Consider the following 18,881-nt stretch of genomic DNA (forward strand, 5'->3'; position numbering starts at 1 on the left):
AATTGGCGGTAACATATGATTATTAAATACAATAAGACGAAAGGGGTTTTATAAAATGGATAATCAGTATAATTATTATGTTCCGAATGAACAGGAAAATAAGCAGAATAATGATAATGTGCATAAGGCACATCAGAGCAAGATGAAGATGCCGAAGGCGATCATGGTCATCGCGCTGGCATTGTTGTTTGGAGTGGTGTCGAGCGCCACGTTTCTTGCCAGTAATGTAGTGGGCAGTAAGCTGCTTGGCCTTGGTTCTTTATCAGGAGGCAGCAAGTCGGCGAATGCGGCATCGACGGTGGATAACACCTCCCTCACCCAGACATCGAACGCAGTGACTTCGGATGTCTCAGAGATTGCCGGCAATGTGATGCCTTCGGTTGTATCAATCACAAACATGAGTGTACAGCAGGTGCAGAACTTTTTCGGACAGAGCGGAGAGCAGGAAGTGGAGAGCACTGGTTCTGGAATCATTATCGGACAGAATGACACAGAGCTGTTGATCGTTACAAATAACCATGTCATTGCAGACAGCGAGACACTGACAGTATCCTTTATTGATGAGAGCAGTGTAGAAGCCGATGTCAAAGGCAGTGATGCAGCATTGGATATCGCTGTAGTGGCAGTGCCGCTCAACAGTATTTCAGATGATACGATGGGTAAAATCAAGGTTGCAACATTGGGAGATTCAACCAAACTTCAGGTTGGAGAGCCTGCAATTGCAATTGGAAATGCACTGGGATACGGACAGTCTGTTACAACCGGAATCGTCAGCGCGACAGACCGTGTTCTGACAGATTCTGAGAGCGATACAGCGTTCATTCAGACCGACGCGGCAATCAATCCGGGAAACAGCGGTGGAGCGCTGGTCAACGCAAACGGAGAGGTAATCGGTATCAATTCAGCGAAGCTTTCCGACACGACTGTTGAAGGTATGGGATATGCAATCCCGATCAGTGATGTCAGCGAGGCAATCACGAATCTGATGAACCAGGAGACAAAGACAAAGGTTGCTGAAGCAGACAAAGGATATCTCGGAATCCAGGGCGTGGATGTAACACAGGAGAGCGCAGAGAGATACAGCATGCCGACCGGTGTCTATGTATCGGAACCGATCAGCGGCGGTGGAGCAGAGAGCGCAGGAATCACGAAGGGATGTATCATAACAGGTATAAATGGTACCACAATCGACAGCATGGCGACACTCCAGGGTGAACTGGCATATTATGCAAAAGGAACGACGGTATCCATCACAATGCAGGTACCGGGCAACGGTGGAGAATATCAGGAAAAGACAGTTGATGTAACATTAGGCGAGCAGCCGAAACAATAGAAGCACGATCCATAAGGGACAGAGCAAAAGTCAATTGGGGACGTAGTAAAATTGCAATTTTACTACGTCCCCAATTGACTTTTGCTCTGTCCCTTATGAGGTCTGCCTATAATAAGTCCTCAAATGTATCATAAAAAGTCGGATAAGAAACATCGATACACTTGCTGTCCAGAATGTTGGTAATTCCATCTGCCACCAGCCCGGCGATTGTGAAGGCCATGGCGATGCGGTGATCGAGGAGCGTGTGTATATTAGCACTGTGAAGCGGATTTCCTCCGTGGATGATCATGCCGTCGTCTGTAGGGGTGATGTCACATCCCATGGAGGCGAGATTGTCACAGACCGTCTCGATACGGTTTGTCTCTTTCACCTTTAATTCGGCAGCATCCCGGATGACGGTGGTTCCTTCAGCCATGGCAGCCATGACTGCTATGATTGGGATTTCGTCGATCAGAGTGGGGATGATGGGGCCTTCCACGGTGGTTCCGTGCAGCTGGCTTGTCCGGACAAGAATATCTGCGACGGGTTCTCCGCCTGCCCGCGTTTCATGCAGCAGGGAGATGTTGGCACCCATGTTCTCACATACTTTCAGAATACCGGAGCGGGTAGAATTGATGCCCACGTTCTTAATCACGATCTCGGAGTCGGGAACCAGCAATCCTGCAGCGATAAAGTATGCCGCGGAGGAGATGTCCCCGGGAACGGTTATATTCTGCCCGAATAATTCGGTGCATGGTTTTACGGAGGCGGTTGCGACAGTGCTTCCAAGCTTGAAGGAGGCACTGACATCTGCGCCGTATTCCTTCAGCATCAGTTCGGTATGATTTCTGGAGAGGGTTGGCTCGGTGACGGCAGTCTCACTGTCGGCGTAGAGTCCTGCCAGCAGAATGGCTGATTTTACCTGAGCGGAGGCCACCTTGGAATGATAATGGATTCCGTGCAAATTGCCCTTGGAGATGTACAGCGGAGCACAGCCGTTTCTCATGATGCTGGAAATGTTGGCGCCCATCTGAGTAAGCGGTTCGATAATCCTGCGCATAGGGCGGGTGTTCAGAGAGGAATCGCCCGACATCTTGGAATCAAATTCCTGACCGGCCAGAATCCCGGATAGAAGTCTGGTGGTCGTTCCACTGTTGCCTACATCCAGAATATCGGATGGGGCAGTCAGACCGTGAAGTCCCTTTCCGTGCACAGTCACAATGTCCTGATTTTCTTTGATTTCAATTCCCATTGAGCGGAAACACTGAATGGTGGAGAGACAGTCTGCTCCCCGGAGAAAATTGTGAATCTCCGTTGTTCCCTGTGCGATGGAGCCGAGCATGATCGCCCGGTGTGAGACAGATTTGTCACCTGGAATGGTGATGGTACCCTTGAGTCCTGTTATTTTTCCGATTTCCATATTAAAATAAAATCCTTTCTACTATAATTATATAAAAGCTTCTGTATCTTAACGTTCGTACACGATATAATGGTACTTCTCCAACAGAGAAGCCGCACTGTCGGAAGATTGTGCATTGTAAAACTCGATGCGGAGAACGCCCTCTTCAAACTCGCGGTTGTGCACGATTCCGATATTCTTGATACTGATGTTGTTGCTTGCAAGAATCGTTGCAATTGTCGCGATTCCACCTGCTTCGTCGATGATGTCACAGTAGACCGCGAACACCTTCTTGATCGGGCCGAGGGAACTGGCCGGCATGGAATCCCGGTAATCCCTGGAGGCCTCGAACATATGATACAGCTTCTGTTCGGAACTCGCATCAATGGTCGCTTTGGCCTGCTGCAGTGTCTTGATATATGCCGCCAATATCTCGGAAATGTTCTCCTTGTTCTTCAGACAGATCTGCTGCCACATGATGGGCGACGAGGAGGCGATACGGGTGATATCCTTGAATCCGCCTGCCGCAAGGCTTTTCATCATCTCATCCTCGGTGTCGGTGTCTCTGACAAAGTTGACAAGGCATGCGGCGATAATATGCGGAAGATGACTGATCGTTCCTGTGATATAATCATGCTTTTTATAGTCCAGGGTAATGGGGAGCGCTTTCAGTGATTCCACAAAAGTCCGATATTTGTCGAGCTTTTCTGCTGCCACGGAGACAGAAGGCGTGAGTATATAGTACGCGTTCTCGATCAGAACCGGTTTCGAGTTAATGAATCCACTCTTTTCCGAGCCGGCCATCGGATGTCCCCCGATAAAACAGTCCTCCAGTCCAAGGCGTGTGATCTCGTTGTGAATGGAGGTCTTGACACTTCCGACATCAGTCAGAATCAGTCCCGGATGTACATATTCCTTCAGTTGTTTAAGGTATGCTGTATTGTATGAGATTGGAGCACACAGGAAGATATAATCGCAGGCAGCAAAATTGATGTCGATCGACCCGCAGGCGATGTCTACGGTCTCCTCCTGAACGGCCAGTGCCAGAGTCTCCTTATTCTTGTCAAATGCGACGATTTCGGTATCGGGATAATAGAGACGAACTGCTTTCGCAATGGATCCGCCGATAAGTCCCAGACCGATAAAGCCTATTTTCTGTGTGTTCATTTCATGTGTCCTCCTGTAGTTTAATCTACCCGTATTTTAACACTTTAAAGAATGAAAGTCCACGGGTTAAAACAGTTTGTGAAAAATTCATAAAAGAGTTGTAATGCATACGGAATTTTAGTACAATATAACCATACTATTTTGTGTGAAATTGCATGAAAATTACGAACAAGGAGGCAGCAAGCATATGAAAGTTTACAGAACGGACGAAATTCGAAATGTAGTATTACTTGGCCACGGCGGCAGTGGCAAGACCAGCCTGGTGGAGGCAATGTCTTACATATCAGGTGCAACGAGTCGTATGGGCAAGATTTCCGAAGGGAATACAATCAGTGATTTCGATAAAGAAGAACAGAAGAGAGAATTTTCTATCACAACATCTCTGGTTCCAATAGAGTGGGAGAAAGCGAAGATTAACATTCTGGACACTCCGGGATATTTTGATTTTGTCGGAGAAGTGGAGGAGGCAGTCAGCGCGGCAGATGCGGCGGTGATCGTAGTATCCGGAAAAGCGGGTGTGGAAGTCGGAACAGAAAAAGCATGGGAGCTGTGTGAGAAGTACAATCTGCCCCGTATGGTATATGTGACAGAGATGGATGTGGACGATGCAAGTTTCCGTCAGGTGGTGGAAGACCTGACAGCCAGATACGGCAAATGCATTGCTCCGCGCGCAATCCCGATCCGTGAGAACGAGAAACTGGTTGGTTATGTGAACGTCATCAAGAATGCAGGAAGACGTTTTACAGAGATTGGACAGCGCGAAGAGTGCGAGATTCCGGATTACTGTATGCCAAATCTTGAAATCTGCCGCAACACGCTGCTGGAGGCGGTAGCGGAGACAAGCGACGATTTTATGGAGCGCTATTTTGCAGGAGAAGAGTTCTCCATTGAGGAAATCAGGGCTGCTCTCCGTACCAACGTGATGGACGGCAGTATCGTACCGGTTGGAATGGGATCCAATCTTCAGGCGCAGGGCGTAGTGAATCTTCTGTCTGATATTGTACGTTTCTTCCCGAGTCCGGACAAGAGAGAATGTGCGGGAATCAATCGCACGACGAACGAGATTTTTGAGGCAAATTACGATTTCGCCAAATCAAAGACCGCATATGTGTTCAAGACGATGGTAGATCCGTTTATAGGAAAATATTCGTTGATCAAGGTATGCTCCGGCGTATTGAAGGGAGATGATATTCTCTACAATGCAGCCGCGGAGGCAGAAGCGAAACCAGGCAAGCTCTACACGCTGATCGGCAACAAGCCGGTGGAGGTGCCGGAGCTGTTTGCGGGAGATATCGGTGCGGTTGCCAAACTGACCGCGACAAAGACCGGTGATACACTTTCATCCAAAACGAGTCAGGTGCTGTTCGGAAAGACGGAATATTCCGTTCCGTATACTTATATGAAATACACGACACCGACCAAGGGAGATGAGGACAAAGTTTCTCAGGCTCTGGCGAAGATGATGGCGGAGGATGTGACGCTCAAGACGGTCAATGACAGTGAGAACAGACAGGCGCTGCTGTACGGTATGGGCGACCAGCATCTTGAGGTGGTTGCGAGTAAACTGCAGTCAAGATACAAGGTGGAGATTAATCTGGAGACACCGAGAGTGGCGTTCAGAGAGACCATTCGCAAAAATTCTGACGTGGACACCAAGTATAAGAAGCAATCCGGCGGACATGGACAGTATGGTCATGTGAAAATGACATTCGAGCCATCAGGAAATCTGGAGGCACCGTATGTATTTGAGGAGAAAGTAGTCGGCGGAGCAGTTCCGAGAAATTACTTCCCGGCAGTGGAGAAGGGATTGCAGGATTCGGTTGGAAAGGGACCGCTGGCCGGATACCCGGTAGTGGGCGTGAAGGCGACGTTATATGACGGCTCTTACCATCCGGTAGATTCTTCAGAGCAGGCGTTCAAGACAGCCACCGTGCAGGCATTTAAGAAAGGATTTATGGAGGCCGGGCCGGTTCTCCTCGAGCCGATCGCGTCTCTGAAGGTGACCGTGCCGGATGACTATACCGGAGATGTCATGGGAGATCTGAACAAGCGCCGCGGCAGAGTGCTGGGAATGACACCGATAGCAGGAGGAAAACAGATTATCGAGGCGGATATTCCGATGACAGGATTGTTTGGATACTGTACCGTACTTCGCTCCATGACAGGCGGACGTGGAACCTACGCATATGAATTTGCAAGATATGAGCAGGCACCGTCTGATGTACAGGAAAAAGAGATCGCAGCAAGAGCAGCGGATGAATAAGAAAAATATTTTCAGGTAGAGAAGCGGATTGCAGAGCGGCTTAGATGCATTATGTCAGCAGAGCTGACAGCCGCTCGCAGCAATTATGCTGGAGTATAATTGAATTCATTTGAAGTGGGAAAAGTCGTATGTTTTGTACATGCGGCTTTTCCGATTTCGTTATATCATGAATTAAAATACAAATTCATGATATAGATAATTCACCTGTCACAACGATGAGCAATATGTTATAATGAAAAATACGTTGGAGCATACGCAGGTCATTCGCCTGCGGCTGACGACAAGTTAGAAATTATGAATCAAAGAGAGGAAGAATATGAAAAAGAATAAGTTAAAAATACTCGGAGTGCTTGCGCTGATTATTGTGGCAGGAATCTACTATTATGTATCCCTTCCGGCAATCAACCTTCATTCGAGTGATTTGTGGATGTTTTTGATTGTGCTGGTAGTTATTGTGGGGGCATTTTATATAAACCGCAAACACCTGACACGTTATGACCTGAAGGATTCCAAGGGGCTGAAAGCTCTGATGAGTCTGCTGGGGGTAATTGTTGTGGTTTACCTTGTAGGAACCCTGCTCTCCTCACCAATCGTGAATGCGAAAAAGTACCAGAAGCTTCTGACCGTGGAGGAGGGGGAGTTTACCAAGGATATCGAGGAACTGTCTTTTGATCAGATCCCGATTCTTGATAAGGATTCTGCAACGATTCTCGGCAATCGTAAGATGGGAAGTATGGTGGACATGGTATCCCAATTTGAGGTGGATGATCTCTACAGCCAGATCAACTACCAGGATAAACCGGTCCGTGTATCACCGCTGAAGTATGCCAGCACCATTAAGTGGCTCACGAATATGAGGGAAGGAATTCCTGCTTATATCCGAATCGATATGGCGACTCAGACAACAGAGCTGGTAAAACTCAAAGAAGGAATGAAATACACGACCAGTGATCATTTTAACCGGAACATCTACCGGCATCTGCGGTTTTCTTATCCGACATACATTTTCGACGATATCAGCTTCGAAATTGACGATGATGGAGTTCCGTACTGGGTCTGCCCGGTAAAGAAGTTTAACATTGGATTGTTTGGCGGAGCGACCGTGGGGCGCGTGGTGCTCTGCAATGCAGTAACCGGCGAGACGACAGACTATAAGATCGACAAGGTTCCGGAGTGGATCGACCGTGCATACTCCGCTGATCTGCTGGTGGAATTATATGATTACTACGGTTCATTAAAACATGGATTTTTCAACAGCGTGTTGGGACAGAAGGACTGCCTGAAGACAACGAACGGTTACAACTACCTTGCAATCGATGATGATGTCTGGGTATACACGGGAGTGACCTCCGTCAGCGGTGACCAGTCCAACGTTGGATTCGTACTGATGAATCAAAGAACCATGGAGACAAAATACTATCCGATTGAGGGGGCAATTGAGGATTCCGCTATGTCCTCCGCGGAAGGGCAGGTACAGAATCTGAAGTACACGGCGACCTTCCCGCTGCTCTTGAATCTGTCAGGGGAACCGACCTATTTTATTGCGCTGAAGGACGATGCAGGACTTGTGAAAAAGTATGCAATGGTCAATGTGCAGAAGTACCAGATCGTAGCAATCGGCGATACCGTGAGTCAGTGTGAAGCTTCTTACACAGATCTTATGTATGAAAATGGAATCAAAGTTGCGGAAAAGGATACCCGGGAAGTGGAAGAAATGACTGCGAAAATCACGAAGATTGCGCAGGGTGTCATCGACGGAAATTCACATTACTACATTATGCTGGAGGGGTCAGATGAGATTTTCGATGTTTCAGTGGTAGATTTCATTGATATCATCAAATACGAAGTGGGCGAAGAAGTGACCATAGAGTACAAAAAGGGCGATGAATCCAATACGGTTCTGTCATTGGACGGAGAGGAAAAGAAAGTAACGGAAAGCGATAAGTAGAATGGATTTAAGTATACTATTAGGAGAAAAGATAATCGGGCTGGCGTTGATGGGCGGTGTCGGATATATTATTGTGAAGATGGGATTGTTGCGGGCAGCAGACAGCAGGCCGCTCTCGACGGTCAATATCTTCATATTGATGCCGTGCATGCTGGTGAATGCATTTCAGATTGATTATACCGGCAGCATGATAAAGGGGCTGGCTTTGGGGGTGGTCGTTTCAATCGCGATACACATCATCATGATTCTGCTGGTGTATCTGATCAGGAAACCGCTCAATCTAAATAGTGTGGAGCAGGCCTCGGTCATATACAGCAATGCAGGGAATCTGGTCATTCCGCTGGTGCAGAGCGTGCTGGGGCCGAAGTGGGTGCTTTACACTTGCCCATATATTGTAGTGCAGGCATTTTTCGTGTGGACCCACGGCAAGGCGATGATCTGCCATGAGAACAAATTCGATATCAAAAAGGTTCTGTTGAATCCAAATATCATTGCAATTTTTGTGGGGATTATTCTGTTTTTTACGAGAATCAAACTGCCGATGATCATCGGAGACGTGGTGACCGGATTTGGCAATGTAGTCGGTCCAATCAGTATGCTGGTAATCGGAATGCTGATGGGAGAGGTTGACATCAAGTGGCTGTTCACGAGAAAGCGACCTTACTTTGTCAGCTTTATCCGCCTGATTTTCCTGCCGCTGGCAGTCATCGTCTTGATGAAGATCAGCGGGATTGCAATGCTGCATCCCGAGGCCGATCAGATTCTGATGATTGTGCTCATGTCCGCGATGGCTCCGATTGCAACGATGGTCACACAGATTGCGCAGGTTTACGGTGGAGACGCGACGTATGCGGGAGCGCTGAACGTAATGTCAGTACTGTTTTGTATTGTCACGATGCCGGCAATGCTGTTGTTTTACACGTGGCTTATGGCGCTGTAAAGGTGAAAACCAGATATCTGCTGTAGTGCAGGTTTGGCACAGTAAAAAAGGATTAGAAAGACTGGAAAACCAGTTCATTCTAATCCTTTTAAAATGCTTTAAAAATCAGGTGCTGACGGTCGGTTTTAGCCAGCACTGCAGATTTTAAATATACGATCCGATTCTGTGAAATTGCTTGATATGTAATACTACACTCTAGTTCAAAATCTTACAGTCAGTTAAATCGATGCCTGTGATATCATCATTCTTAGCGCTGATGCTGATGAAGAACTGGATATTGTCCGCAGCCGAAATCTTTTTCAGTTTCTCGATGAACTTTGGCAGATTCTCCAGAGAAATGTCAGCCTGTTTTAAAATTCCGTCAATAAAAATAGATTCGATATCATGATTTCCGGCAACCATACCATATAAAAAGCCGACAAATTCGTCAAGGTTGGTGATATCTGTGTAATCAGCCATACAGATTGCTCTTACACTGAAGTCAACACTGATGGTGTCACGATGACTCTTTTTGATTAATACTACATTTCCGTTTGATGTCTTGGAGGCCTCATTGGCTAAGTCGATCATCTGTTGTGTTTTTCCACTGCCCTTTGGGCCTGTTAATAAATTTACCATGGCAAACTCTCCTTTATGTGTGTTTTTTGTTGAGTTGAACTCGCTCAATAAATCTTAATACCATTATACACGAAAGGAGAGATGTGAACAACCGGAAAAGTAAAAAGATAAAAAAATTTATAACCTGCGAAATATTATCTTTTGACTTGATTATATTTAACCAATGTGCTACAATTATCGCTAGTGTTAATAGGATAAAAACATGGATGAGGAGTAGTAAGAGCGTATCCGTTTTCAGAGAACTGCCGGGTGGTGTGAGGCAGCAGCGTAATCTCCCAACTCACCTCGGAGTTCCTTTGTTGAACGAATCGGCCGGCGACGCTTTTTTGAGGCAGTACGTACGGTGAGATTTCCGGTAGGCAGAGGCGGGTGTTCCCGTTACAGAATCAATGAGTGCATGTTTTATATAGAGCAGAGACATGAATGAGAGTGGTACCACGGAAAATAAAAGCCTTTTCGTCTCTTTTTTGAGATGAGAAGGCTTCATTTATTGTACCGGGGAGGGGACCGCCGCAGGCGGGAGAATTTCTGGTATCTGGTGTAAAAAAGAAAAATTCAGGAGGAATCAGTTATGACAGCAATAGTCTACAATCATAAGGCGATTGAGAAAAAGTGGCATGATATCTGGGAGGAGAGCCCGGTTAATGTCAGGGAAGATGAGAATGGAAAGAGAGACAAGTATTACTGCCTCGATATGTTCCCGTATCCATCAGGAAACGGACTTCACGTGGGTCATTGGAGAGGGTATGTAATCTCTGATGTGTGGAGCCGTTATAAATTACAGCAGGGCTACTATATTGTACATCCAATGGGATGGGACGCGTTCGGTCTTCCGGCAGAGAATTATGCCATCAAGATGGGCGTGCACCCGGCAAAGTCCACCGCGGAGAATGTGGCAAACATCAAGCGTCAGATCAATGAGATTGCAGCACTTTACGATTGGGATATGGAAGTAAATACGACCGATCCGGACTTCTACAAATGGACCCAGTGGATCTTTGTGAAGATGTTCAAAGAAGGTCTGGCATATGAGAAAGAATTTCCAATCAACTGGTGTCCGTCCTGCAAGACCGGTCTTGCCAATGAAGAAGTGGTAAACGGTAAGTGCGAACGCTGCGGTACAGAGGTCACCAAGAAAAACCTCCGTCAGTGGATGCTCAAGATCACCGCTTATGCAGACAGACTGCTGAGTGATCTGGACAAACTGGACTGGCCGGAAAAAGTAAAGAAGATGCAGGCAGACTGGATTGGCAAATCCTATGGCGCAGAGGTTGACTTTAAGGTGGAGGGCAGAGAAGATGCCATCACCGTCTACACCACCAGACCGGACACTCTTTACGGAGCGACCTTTATGGTACTGGCGCCGGAGCATGCGCTGGCAGCAGGTCTTGCCACGGACGAGACGAGAGAGGCTGTGGAGAAATACATCAACGAGGCTTCTATGAAGTCCAACGTAGATCGTCTGCAGGACAAAGAGAAGACCGGAGTGTTTACAGGAAGCTATGCAGTCAATCCGTTAAATGGAGAGAAGACACCGATCTGGCTCTCTGATTATGTTCTGGCTGACTACGGTACAGGAGCAATCATGTGTGTACCGGCTCATGATGACCGCGACTTTGAATTTGCGACCAAGTTCAACATTCCAATCGTACAGGTCATTGCCAAAGACGGAAAAGAAATCGAAAATATGACAGAAGCCTATACAGAAGCTGCCGGAATCATGATCAACTCCGGGGAGTGGAATGGTATGGAGTCTTCTGTATTGAAAAAAGAAGCACCACACATCATTGAGGAGCGTGGATTCGGAAGAGCAACTGTGAATTACAAGCTGCGTGACTGGGTATTTTCCCGTCAGCGTTACTGGGGCGAGCCAATTCCGATTGTACACTGTCCGGATTGTGGAGCAGTGCCGGTACCAGAAGAAGAGTTACCGCTTCGCCTGCCGGAGGTAGAATCCTATGAACCGACGGGAACCGGAGAGTCGCCACTTGCGGGAATTGACGAGTGGGTGAACTGCAAGTGTCCGGTCTGCGGAAAACCGGCCAAGCGTGAGACGAATACCATGCCGCAGTGGGCAGGATCTTCCTGGTATTTCCTTCGCTACGTGGACAACCACAATGACAAAGAACTGGTATCGAGAGAGAAAGCGGATGCCATGCTTCCGGTTGATATGTACATCGGTGGTGTAGAGCATGCCGTACTTCATTTACTGTATTCTCGTTTCTATACAAAGTTTCTCTGTGATATTGGAGTTGTAGATTTCGATGAGCCATTCCACAAGCTGTTCAATCAGGGAATGATCACAGGAAAGAACGGAATCAAGATGAGCAAGTCCAAAGGAAATGTCGTTTCACCGGATGATCTGGTGCGCGACTATGGCTGCGATTCCCTGCGTATGTACGAGCTTTTTGTGGGACCACCGGAGCTGGATGCAGAGTGGGACGACAGAGGAATTGACGGTGTATACCGTTTCCTGAAAAAAGTATGGACACTGACCATGGACAGCAAAGAAGCGAATGTAACAGCTACAAAAGAGATGATCAAGTTCCGCAACAAGATGGTGAAGGATATCACCACACGTCTTGAGAACTTCAGCCTGAATACAGTTATCTCTGGTTTCATGGAATACAATAACAAGTTTGCCGAGATCGCCAGAAAAGCGGGTGGTATCGACCTTGAGACGATGAGCCAGCTGGCAGTTCTGCTCTCACCATTTGCGCCACATATCGCAGAAGAATTGTGGCAGCAGCTTGGTCATGAAGGCAGTGTATTCAAGGCGGGATGGCCGACCTACGATGAGTCTCTGATGAAGGATGACGAGATCGAGGTGGCAGTTCAGATCAACGGCAAGACAAAAGCGGTTGTGACGATTCCTGCAGATGCAGCAAAAGAGGATGCGATCGCAGCAGGAAAAGAAGCAATCGCAGACAAGCTGACCGGCAACGTTGTGAAAGAGATTTATGTACCGGGGCGTATTGTGAATATCGTAATGAAATAATTTGAGACAAAATCTCACAACAGAATAAAGTGCTTGGAAATATTGAAAAGTTTGCTTAATATCAAGGGTTGCAAGAATTTTTCTTCAAGAAACGGTATCGTAGAATACCGCAAAATATCGTAACAGATTTTTAGAATGAAGTGAATTTGGAGTAAAAGTTGAAAGAAAAAGGAGTAAATATTTCAAGCGGACATTAGAGGAATGACGCAGATAGTAGAGATATTGTCTGCGTCATTTTTAGAATAAACAGATGTTACCAAAATGGAAACAAAGGAAATACATACTGGTACTTTCATTTTAAGTTCTATCGTTATATGATGTGAATGAAAGAGAGGTATGGAGTATGGCATTAAGTGATAACATCAAAAAATTCAGAGAAGAAAAAAATCTCACTCAGCAACAACTTGCGGACAAGTTATATGTTTCAAGGCAGACAGTTTGTCGTTGGGAAAATGGTTCGAGATGTCCGGATTTGATTACTGCAAAAAAATTGGCATTAGAGCTAGATGTAAGTATGGACGAACTTATATCTGATGAAGATGTAAATGATATTCAACTAAATTATGGAATATGGAAATCTGAAAGGATGCAAAATCGGACACATCTACAAGAATTCCGCAAAAAATTGTTGAATTTTATGGAGATTTTGGGGTCTATATTTATGGCAATTATTCTGCTTTTTCGTATTCAGTTAGAGAGGGATATACCACTATGGCTTACCATCAGTTTCTTTTGTATAGCAATCTCATTTATTACAGTCAACTTACTGATTTCTAAAAAGTTGAGAGAAATGTAGTGAGGTCAAGGAACAAGGCGTAGCCGATACGCTGCAGGGCAGTCCTTGACGGAACAGATAGAGCCAACAGCACCATGATATAGCAGAGGACTTGAAGGAAATGACTTTGAAAATTATTTGTGATAGAATAGTAGCAGAAAGAAATCTGGAGATATAAAAAGAAAAAATAAAAATTGATATTACAAAAATTTGAAGCTGTGGAGGAATCCATACGAATGGAAATAAGAGAAGTAACAAAAGATAAAAAAGAATATTTAGAATTGCTGCTATTGGCCGACGAGCAGGAAGATATGATAGATAAGTATCTTGAACGAGGCGAAATGTTTGTTTTAGATGATGACGGTATCAAAGCCGAATGCGTAGTCACAAAAGAAGGGGACGGCATATATGAACTGAAAAATATTGCTGTATCACCAGAGGCTCAGCGAAAAGGATACGGAAAGAGCCTGATACAGTATGCCTTTTCACATTATGCCGACTGTAGGTATATGCTTGTAGGAACCGGTGATGTTCCGTCTTCGCTCGGCTTTTATCGTAGCTGTGGTTTTGGTGAATCCCATCGCATAAAGAACTTCTTCACAGATAATTATGACCACCTGATATTTGAAGATGGAAAGCAGCTTGTGGATATGGTTTACCTGAAAAGGGAGCGATAACTTGCCTTTGTTTGGGGGGAGCAGTATGGAATACAAAAAAAGCAGAAATATTTAAGGAGCATAGAATGATAGAATTAAAAAGGCTGGACTATGATTTCACTGTGTGTAAAGTAAAAGAGATCCGTGCAGAAGATCTGGAAGGAGAGCTATATTTCATCGGAAAAAGCGAAGAAGAATTATCCCTGGTCTGTCTGACGTCAAATGTACCGGCGGACACGATCGAAAGAGAAGACGGATGGAAAAGTTTTCGAATACAAGGGGTACTGGACTTTTCACTGATTGGTATTTTAGCACCAATTACTGCGATTCTTGCAGACAACAAAATCGGCATATTTGCAGTGTCAACATATAATACAGATTACATACTAGTAAAAAGAGAAGATTTTGATGCAGCAATGAGCACATTGGCTAAAAGCGGATATACCATAGTGTAACCCGGAGAAGATGTTTCAACTTCTGTTTAACCTTTTTTATTCTGGCTGAGAGTAAGTGCTGACTGCGCAAAATATGCGTGGTAAAACGACTGTCAGAAAGCCGGGCGTCGGTATTGGATAAACGGGGAATGATGATATTATGATATTGAACTTATAAAGGGAGGATGGCTGTGTACGAGGATCATTTGACAGTGGAAAGGAATATGGGGCAGACAGCGGTGCGTACGGATGTTCCGTTGGAACATGCGAAGACATGTCCGGAAAATCAGGATTTGCTGTTATCCAATATTGATAAAGTACATACTACGGAAATGGGCATTGACAGGATCAAGAAAAACCTGAAATTGGATACGGAGGATGTAGTCGAATATTGTAAAAAGAAAATATTGGACCCCGAATGTAATATATATAAACAGGGGAAGAACTGGTATTGCGAAATCGACAATATCAGGATAACGGTGAACTCTTATAGCTATACAATCATTACTGCACATATGAAATAGAAAATCAAAGCGGACTGCGAATCTCTGATTTACCGTGGAGCATCTGTGGAGCAGCCAATGATACAAAACATTTTATGGAGGATAGGTGGAATGGAAAATAAAAGTAACTGTCTGATATGTAATGAAGAGCTGGTATACAGTACGGAGCCAGTGAAAATGAAGTGCATGATATGCGGTGGAGAGTTTGAGACCACAGTGTCCTGCCGCAATGGCCATTATATCTGTGATGACTGTCACTGTGCAAAAGGTGTGGAGGCAATCTTGGAGGTCTGTTCAAAGACAGACAGCAAAAATCCAATCGAGATCATGCAGGGGCTTATGAGAACACCTGCTATTTTCATGCATGGGCCGGAGCATCATGTGATGGTCGGGGCGGCACTCCTCGCGGCATATCGTAATGCAGGCGGAGATATCGATCTGGGGCCCGCACTGAAGGAAATGGAACGAAGAGGAAAGCAGGTACCGGGAGGCGCGTGCGGTTTCTGGGGATGCTGTGGGGCCGGTGTGAGCACGGGAATCTTTCTGAGCATCGCCATGCAGGCGACGCCGTTGACAAAAGAGTCCTGGGGACTTTCCAATCAGATGACAGCGGCGGCACTTGGAGAGATCGGAAAGCTGGGGGGACCACGCTGCTGCAAGCGGGATTCCTTCGTGGCTGCGAAAACAGCGGTTCTGTTTGTGAAAGAGCATCTGGGAATTGAGATGGAACTGCCGGAGAAGATAAAATGCGAATTTATGAGATGGAATGAGCAGTGTATTAAACTGGAATGTCCATATTTCCGTGGAGAATGATAAAAGAAACAAAAAAGGACAAAAAGGGACAGGTTAAAAGGCAATTGGGGACGTAGCAAAGCTGCAGCTTTGCTACGTCCCCAATTGCCTTTTAACCTGTCCCTTTTTGCTCTGTTCTTAAATTCCGTTGTTACCCATAGATCGTGGGTTCATGGTGTAGTATCCACCATCCACCGCGCATGCCCAGGAGTTTAAGTACCGAGCTTTGTCCGAAGCGAGGAATGCATTGACGCCTGCAACATCGGAGCCCTTTCCAAGGCGTCCGGCAGGAATCTTCGCCAGGTGTTCCGGCGTGTCATATACAGCAACTTCCTCCGGGGTCAGCAGATGATCGGTCATGATTCCGAATAAGATTGTGTTTACACGGATCGGCCGGATCTGTGAGCAGGCCTGCCGGCTGTAGTTGATGACTGCGGTTGAGAAAGAAGAATTTAGATAATCCAGTTCAGTCATATATGCTGACATCGGCACATCGTGTGTGATGGAAGGGTTCGCTGACTTTTTCAGCATTGGTGTGCAGTATTTTGTAAACAGCATCGGCATTACGCAGATATGCTTGTTTGCCTCTTCGATCAATGCTGCATCAACCTGTGTTACACCGCCCCGAAAGAGCTTGGAGGCAACAGTCACCAGGCTGTCAAGCGTATGATGTTTATCGGCAACTTCCGCGCATACACGTTCAATATCTGATTCCAGAGTGACATCACACTTTAAAAATGTAAACTGTTCTTTCAGCTCTGCAAATGCACTGCAGTCTTCTCCGACACCATACACGTAAGCACCCTCTGCGATGAAACGTCTGACAGTGGCAAGTCCAATTCCGGTAGAAGCACCGACCACCATTGCAATTTTATTGTTCAACATAGTTTTCTCCACCTTTCATTAAAATTGTGTCATGATTCCGCCGTCGATGAGACAGTCGGTACCGGTCATATAGGATGCGTCAGGAGAACATAAAAATTCTACCAGATCAGCGACTTCGCTTGGATCGGCAACGCGCTGACATGGGATAGCTTTGGACAACTGGTCAAACATTGCCTGAATCTGCTCCGGTGTACGGTGCGCATTCTTGTCGCGGTCGAAGATAGGAGTTGCGATGGTTCCCGGTGAGATCGTAAATGAGCGGACACCGTGCAGTCCCTTGGCAAGCTGCTTTGCATACAGATTGCAGGCGGTTTTGCACAGACCGTACAGGATGTTGTCTGATTCAATCGAACGGCTGGCGGCACTGGAAATATGTACGACAACCGGATCCTTGCTGTCACAGCTGCGCAGAGCGTCGACCAACTGAGATGTGAACAGGATGTGGTGGCGCAGAAGCAGGTTGATTGCGAGATCAAAACGCTCTACAGGTACATCATCTACCGGCTGCTTTACACCAAGTCCGGCAGAGTCCACGAAGACATCCAGCTTATTGTCAAATGTCTTTTTGACAAATTCAACCGTTGCCGTAATCTGGTCAGCGTCTGTCACGTCGCATTTACAGGGAATGTACTGTTTCCCAAGTTCTTTGGTGCGCTCGAAATTCCGGCCCAGACCGATTACTGTTGCACCGTGTTCAATGAACATCTTGGCGATGGCCAGACCAATACCGGATGTGGAGCCGGCCACCAGAACTTTGTAATTCTGAAAATTCATTCTTAATTCCTCCTAGTTGTTTTGCATGGTTGACTGTTCTTTAAGCATGTAATAATTTCCTATAAAATAGAATACAACCATTCCACATACTCCGCAAGCGAAACCTTTAAAGATAATGGCGCCGAGCAGAGAGAAGTTGTCCCAATGGAAAATTACAGCGGTACCGAACATCAGAATCATGGTCAGAATGGTTGCAAGTACGGTTGTATAGAGCACGTTTATCCAGAGCTTGCCAGTGAAAGTACGCAGGATAAAGTGTTCCTTCATGGCGAATGGCGGAAAGCAGAAGCCATGTTTTTGGACTTTGGATTTCAGCAGTACCGGTGTCAAAAATCCGAGGATCAATCCCAGAATAACCATGGTAATGGCGATATCGATTCGAAAATGCAAGAGGGTGAACTCTGTCGTTTTTCGATTTAACCCCCAGAAAACTAAACCGTTGATAAATCCTGTGATCAGCAGGTTGTTGATCAGTAACTCAGACAGCATGAAACTTTGATAAGATTTTATGTCATTTTTATGCATAATGTTGTCCTCCTTTCTGGAAAAATTGATGGATATCTACTCCACACAATGATTTCTGTGAATAGCAATCCGATGGATAGTCAAAGTCGATATTTGCAATTCGCTATGCAGCCTGCTCATAATCTCACAGAAGTGCCTGTTACGAAGTCAGACAATCGTATCGACTGGTCTTGATTTTAGCATAGCAAAATTTCAAAGACAATAGTTTCCTGAGAATAAAGAAAAGATTGTACAAAATTAACATAATAAAGAAAAAAGTCTGATAATTAACTAACGGGGAATTATTATTTGTAATTATCATGCACTAACAGGCGAATCAAACGACTTGGGTAACACCGAGTGTCTGTCATAACTACTAAAAATGACAGAGAAAAGCAATACAAAGGGATTGAAGGGCAGCCAGAACTGTTGGAAACTGCGGTGAAAAAGGCAATAGACGAGTAGATTCAGGCAAAATATTGGAAATGACTGACTGGGGATGTAGCCAAATGCAACTTGAACACGTGCAAGACATTTTCTAAAAAAGATAAATAAACAAAATACAAGGAAAAATGAATAAACAAAATACAAGGAAAAATGAATGTCAAGCGTTTTTGAAAATGTCCCAAAATAAGTGAAACATTAGCCCCGGTTTTTACTGGGGCTGTTTTAATAGAATTAAGTAGTTCTTGTGTTAAGGTAAATTAGTTTCAAAATTATTTCTTGGTATCACAACTAAGCCCTTTGGTGGCATAGGGATCTGCCCTATGTACCTTCAAGGGACCAGTCTCTTGACCCATAATCCCTCGCCGGGATGGCAGGGAAAGGGACGGTGTTCCGTTCCTGATCAAGAGGGGAATCCACGATTCTCTTGATATAAGATTCCGCTCTGCCTATTTAAGCAGATATTTGT

General features: G+C 45.6%; 16 protein-coding genes and 1 other annotated feature. Of the genes, 10 read left to right on the forward strand and 6 right to left on the reverse strand.

Going from position 1 to position 18,881, the window contains the following annotated elements; translation table 11 throughout:
• Nucleotides 1–55 precede the first annotated feature (55 nt).
• A complete protein-coding gene (locus tag BUB85_RS11605; RefSeq protein ID WP_073110596.1) occupies nucleotides 56–1,333 on the forward strand; it encodes a S1C family serine protease in 1,278 nt (425 codons plus the stop codon).
• 106 nt (nucleotides 1,334–1,439) lie between these two features.
• Here BUB85_RS11605 and aroA read toward each other — a convergent pair whose 3' ends face one another.
• Both aroA and BUB85_RS11615 read right to left on the reverse strand, forming a co-directional pair.
• Nucleotides 1,440–2,732 (reverse strand): 3-phosphoshikimate 1-carboxyvinyltransferase, encoded by a 1,293-nt coding sequence (aroA, locus tag BUB85_RS11610; protein WP_073110600.1) that lies wholly within the window; start codon nucleotides 2,730–2,732, stop codon nucleotides 1,440–1,442.
• A gap of 48 nt (nucleotides 2,733–2,780) precedes the next feature.
• Complete coding sequence (locus tag BUB85_RS11615; RefSeq protein ID WP_073110602.1) at nucleotides 2,781–3,878, reverse strand: prephenate dehydrogenase; 1,098 nt, start codon at nucleotides 3,876–3,878, stop codon at nucleotides 2,781–2,783.
• Between the two features lie 187 nt (nucleotides 3,879–4,065).
• On the opposite strand from BUB85_RS11615, the gene BUB85_RS11620 reads away from it, so the two are divergent.
• The 3 genes from BUB85_RS11620 to BUB85_RS11630 all read left to right on the forward strand — a co-directional run bounded on the left by BUB85_RS11620 (nucleotide 4,066) and on the right by BUB85_RS11630 (nucleotide 9,029).
• On the forward strand, nucleotides 4,066–6,141 hold the full coding sequence (locus BUB85_RS11620; RefSeq protein WP_073110604.1) for an elongation factor G: 2,076 nt from the start codon (nucleotides 4,066–4,068) through the stop codon (nucleotides 6,139–6,141).
• A 316-nt stretch (nucleotides 6,142–6,457) separates the two neighbouring features.
• Entirely contained in the window at nucleotides 6,458–8,089 is a 1,632-nt protein-coding gene (locus BUB85_RS11625) for a hypothetical protein (RefSeq protein WP_073110606.1), read from the forward strand.
• A 1-nt stretch (nucleotide 8,090) separates the two neighbouring features.
• Nucleotides 8,091–9,029, forward strand: coding sequence for an AEC family transporter (locus BUB85_RS11630; RefSeq protein WP_073110608.1), 939 nt, complete (start codon nucleotides 8,091–8,093; stop codon nucleotides 9,027–9,029).
• A 195-nt stretch (nucleotides 9,030–9,224) separates the two neighbouring features.
• Here the strand turns inward: BUB85_RS11630 and BUB85_RS11635 are convergent, their stop codons facing one another.
• Nucleotides 9,225–9,647, reverse strand: coding sequence for a hypothetical protein (locus BUB85_RS11635; RefSeq protein ID WP_073110610.1), 423 nt, complete (start codon nucleotides 9,645–9,647; stop codon nucleotides 9,225–9,227).
• Nucleotides 9,648–9,841: 194 nt separating this feature from the next.
• Nucleotides 9,842–10,114: a binding site (T-box leader), on the forward strand.
• A gap of 104 nt (nucleotides 10,115–10,218) precedes the next feature.
• Here BUB85_RS11635 and leuS point away from each other — a divergent pair.
• The 6 genes from leuS (at nucleotide 10,219) to BUB85_RS11670 (ending at nucleotide 15,826) form a co-directional block, all read left to right on the forward strand.
• A complete protein-coding gene (leuS, locus tag BUB85_RS11645; protein WP_073110615.1) occupies nucleotides 10,219–12,645 on the forward strand; it encodes a leucine--tRNA ligase in 2,427 nt (808 codons plus the stop codon).
• 343 nt (nucleotides 12,646–12,988) lie between these two features.
• The gene (locus tag BUB85_RS11650) at nucleotides 12,989–13,441 is read left to right on the forward strand and encodes a helix-turn-helix transcriptional regulator (protein ID WP_073110617.1); all 453 of its coding nucleotides are present in this window, start codon (nucleotides 12,989–12,991) and stop codon (nucleotides 13,439–13,441) included.
• Nucleotides 13,442–13,656: 215 nt separating this feature from the next.
• The gene (locus tag BUB85_RS11655) at nucleotides 13,657–14,097 is read left to right on the forward strand and encodes a GNAT family N-acetyltransferase (RefSeq protein ID WP_073110620.1); all 441 of its coding nucleotides are present in this window, start codon (nucleotides 13,657–13,659) and stop codon (nucleotides 14,095–14,097) included.
• Nucleotides 14,098–14,165: 68 nt separating this feature from the next.
• Nucleotides 14,166–14,531: an ACT domain-containing protein gene (locus BUB85_RS11660; protein ID WP_073110643.1), complete on the forward strand. Its 366-nt coding sequence runs from the start codon at nucleotides 14,166–14,168 to the stop codon at nucleotides 14,529–14,531.
• A gap of 203 nt (nucleotides 14,532–14,734) precedes the next feature.
• Nucleotides 14,735–15,034: a DUF3781 domain-containing protein gene (locus BUB85_RS11665; protein ID WP_073110645.1), complete on the forward strand. Its 300-nt coding sequence runs from the start codon at nucleotides 14,735–14,737 to the stop codon at nucleotides 15,032–15,034.
• A gap of 90 nt (nucleotides 15,035–15,124) precedes the next feature.
• A complete protein-coding gene (locus BUB85_RS11670) occupies nucleotides 15,125–15,826 on the forward strand; it encodes a DUF5714 domain-containing protein (RefSeq protein WP_073110623.1) in 702 nt (233 codons plus the stop codon).
• Between the two features lie 117 nt (nucleotides 15,827–15,943).
• Here the strand turns inward: BUB85_RS11670 and BUB85_RS11675 are convergent, their stop codons facing one another.
• From BUB85_RS11675 to BUB85_RS11685, 3 genes are read right to left on the reverse strand one after another with little or no spacing between them, the layout of a single operon-like run.
• On the reverse strand, nucleotides 15,944–16,690 hold the full coding sequence (locus BUB85_RS11675) for an SDR family NAD(P)-dependent oxidoreductase (protein WP_073110626.1): 747 nt from the start codon (nucleotides 16,688–16,690) through the stop codon (nucleotides 15,944–15,946).
• Nucleotides 16,691–16,708: 18 nt separating this feature from the next.
• Nucleotides 16,709–17,464, reverse strand: a complete 756-nt coding sequence (locus tag BUB85_RS11680) for an SDR family NAD(P)-dependent oxidoreductase (protein ID WP_073110629.1) — start codon at nucleotides 17,462–17,464, stop codon at nucleotides 16,709–16,711.
• A 12-nt stretch (nucleotides 17,465–17,476) separates the two neighbouring features.
• On the reverse strand, nucleotides 17,477–17,989 hold the full coding sequence (locus tag BUB85_RS11685; RefSeq protein WP_073110633.1) for a hypothetical protein: 513 nt from the start codon (nucleotides 17,987–17,989) through the stop codon (nucleotides 17,477–17,479).
• Nucleotides 17,990–18,881 lie beyond the last annotated feature (892 nt).

The organism is Hespellia stercorisuis DSM 15480 (assembly GCF_900142165.1).
Classification (GTDB): domain Bacteria; phylum Bacillota; class Clostridia; order Lachnospirales; family Lachnospiraceae; genus Hespellia; species Hespellia stercorisuis.